Annotated in this window: 2 protein-coding genes; both read left to right on the top strand. The window is 43.2% G+C overall.

Annotated features, from left to right (window positions below; translation table 11 throughout):
* Positions 1-278 (top strand): acyltransferase (locus V3S16_RS01510; RefSeq protein ID WP_413882909.1); only part of this gene is annotated, 278 nt, incomplete at its 5' end.
* Between the two features lie 255 nt (positions 279-533).
* A complete protein-coding gene (locus V3S16_RS01505) occupies positions 534-2,669 on the top strand; it encodes a putative transposase (RefSeq protein ID WP_413882908.1) in 2,136 nt (711 codons plus the stop codon).
* Positions 2,670-3,033: the final 364 nt, after the last annotated feature.

The following is a 3,033-nucleotide window of genomic DNA, read 5'->3' as shown; positions in this document are numbered from 1 at the left end:
CCATTTCAGCCGGGGTGCAGATATATTCACATGATACGGTTGCCTGGGCATTGTCGGCTGGAAAAAAGACCGCAGAAAAAGCACCGACCCGGATCGGCTCAAGATGCTATATCGGTCCGAATACGATTATCACCAAAGGGGTGACGATTGGAGCCGGCTGCATGATCGGCGCCAACAGCCTGGTTCAAAATGATATCCCGGATAACAGCAAGGCCTACGGGACGCCATGCAAGATCATCAGCCGGTTTGCCCAGGCAGAAACCGATCAAGAAAATTAAACATAGACTTTATGGAATATGCAGACCTCATCAAACCTAATTTTTTTTTCCTATCAGAGCTTCGAAAATACTGGATTTGACCAAAAAGTGGACAAGATCCAATCCAAATAGACGTTGTCAAAAATAGACATTTTACATATTTTAATTGTTGATATTATAGGATATATATCAATAATATGTAAAATAATACATACATTTACTAAGATAATGTGTTCCAATTATTTTTATTGAATTTCACAATAAGATAGAGGGCACATGTCGAAAAATAACGAACAACTTACGTTTTCGGAACCAATCGAAAGCAAACCCGATAAACATAGCCTGAACGATTGGATCTCCGTTGAATATAAAAAAGAATTGAACATAGCGATGCTGTTTTTTCGGGGTAGCTACGTCAAGCAAGTCAATCTGAAGGATAAGGTTGAAAAAAAACTGTTTTTCATCGAACTCGTAGAATTGGGAGCTAAGCAAACCAGGATTGCGGAGGTTTTCGGAATAAGCCGTCAGACTCTGCACAATTATACGGAAACGAAGAAAAGAATGGGTGTTGAGGCGCTGATATACAGTTGGCGAGGCAGCAACGAGAAGGAACAGCGCAAACAGAAGGCGGAGGAAATAAGTTTCGGCAATAAAAACGACAAGCTTCGAGAACTGCGTCGCATCGAGACCGAAAAAAGAGAGGCGGAAGCCGGTACAAGACGACAGTTATCCTTATTCGATTTACCCCGAGAAGCGGTGGAGGAGGTCGAAGAGCGGGAACAAACGTTTAGCGGGGAGCATGATTGGAAGAGAACGAGATATGCGGGAGTGTCCTTATTTTTTGCCCCCTTGTTCAGGATTTGGAAATGGATGGATTTGGTTCAGGTTTTTTTGGGGGGCGACTTCAGAATTATGCTGGTTTTTCTATTGATGAGCGTTAAAAACGTTCGCTCCATTGAGCAAACCAAACACATTAGGGCAGGGGAAGCCGGAACGTTGCTGGGGATAGGAAAGCTTCCGACCAAGAATACGATACACCAATGGTTTTGGTTGGCGGCTAATAGAGGCCAGGCAATGGAAATGTGCCGCAGTTTCTTCAAACATCAAATAACAGCCGGTATTGTGTCCGTTTGGCTGTGGTTTACGGACGGACACATGCTTCCGTACAGTGGGAAGGACAGAGTTCACCACGCCTTTAACACGCAACGGCGTCTACCGATGCCCGGTAGAACAAGTTTGGTGACCTGTGACGTCAAGGGAATGGTGGTTGATTTTGAAATTGAGGAAGGCAAAGGCAATTTAAAGGAAAGGATATTTCGCTTGGCGGACAAGTGGAAGAAAGATGCGGGTCGCATACCCGTGATGGTATTTGACAGAGAAGGTTCGGGGAACGAATTTTACTATCAATTAACTCAAGGGGAAATACCTTTCGTCTGCTGGGAAAAGAATTGCGATACGAAGAAACTCAACAGTATCGAAGAAGATCGGTTCAACCTGAAATTTGAATTCAACGATAAAAATTATGCTGTTTTCGAGGAAGAAAAAATATGTGTCTACAAACCTAAAACTGACGATAAAGCCAACGATGGTGGAGAGGTGAAGAAAAAGGAGGTTGAATACAGTCTGCGTCGAATTTATCTGCACAATATGTCAAGCAACCGTAAAATATGCATTTTATCCTGGTCGGACGAAAGTTTAATGAGCACGATCGATTGCGCTAAAGCAATACTGTCGCGTTGGGGAGCATCCGAAAATACTTTCAAACATCAAAAGGATCGCCACCCTCTGCACTACAATCCCGGAATAAACAAGACGGATAGCGAGGATCAATCCGTCGTAAATCCGCAGTTGTCGAAGCTGAAGATAACCATGAAGAATCTTAAGGCCAAAATTGTTGGGCTGAAAGCGAAAATCGGAGGAACTGAAAAAATATTCAATAAAGACGGGACCGAACGAAGCAACAGCGCATATTCGAAACTGTCCGCAGAAATTAGCGACAACAAGAAGAAACTGCAGGAATACGAAGCAGAAAGAAAGACGCTTCCGGATAGAGTGGACGTTTCAAAGCTTGAAGACTACCGTTCCTTCAAAACAATCGACAACGAAGGGAAATACCTGTTCGACCTTGTTACGTCGTCCGTTTGGAATGCTCGTAAACTGATGGCCGATTGGCTGATTGAGTACGATTTCTACAACGACGAAAGGGATGTTGTGGATCTTGTCTACGCGATGTCGAATTGTCAGGGATGGGTGAAGTCGACTTCGGAGGAAGTAATATTTCGTATGGAACCTCTTCAGCAACCAAAACGCAGAATAGCTCAAGAATCATTGTGTCGAAAATTAAACGAATTGTGTGCTCGTACCCAAACGGGAAAATGGTTCTATTATGAGGTAGGCGAGAATCCCAATTAAGATCAAAAAATGTCCAAAAAAAAGGACTAAAAATAAATTATTTGACGAGGTCTGAATTAGAAGATTTTGGCAGAGTTCGCTTGTCGAAGAACTTCTTTATGAGAGAGTTTCTTTATTCGGAAATCTGGATCGCTACCCACTATGGTTAATGAACTGCCCATTGCGGATCCGCATGATGGGTGGTGTGGAGGGTGACGGAGAGAAACCGTCACTTATCCGATTGGATAAACAACCTTAGATCGCTATTGGTTGCATTTTAAATAAGCGAGCATATTTTGAAGCAGTCATCAGATCGCTATGGCGAAGGGCTTCACGGACATCATCAAGTTTATAAGCATCAAAAAAGCCGTACGATCGGCCGTAT

The sequence above is a fragment of the Candidatus Desulfatibia sp. genome, from assembly GCF_036446775.1.
Lineage (GTDB): Bacteria > Desulfobacterota > Desulfobacteria > Desulfobacterales > UBA11574 > Desulfatibia_A.
Note: the sequence above shows the minus strand (reverse complement) of the source record. Positions and strands in the feature narration are given on the sequence as shown.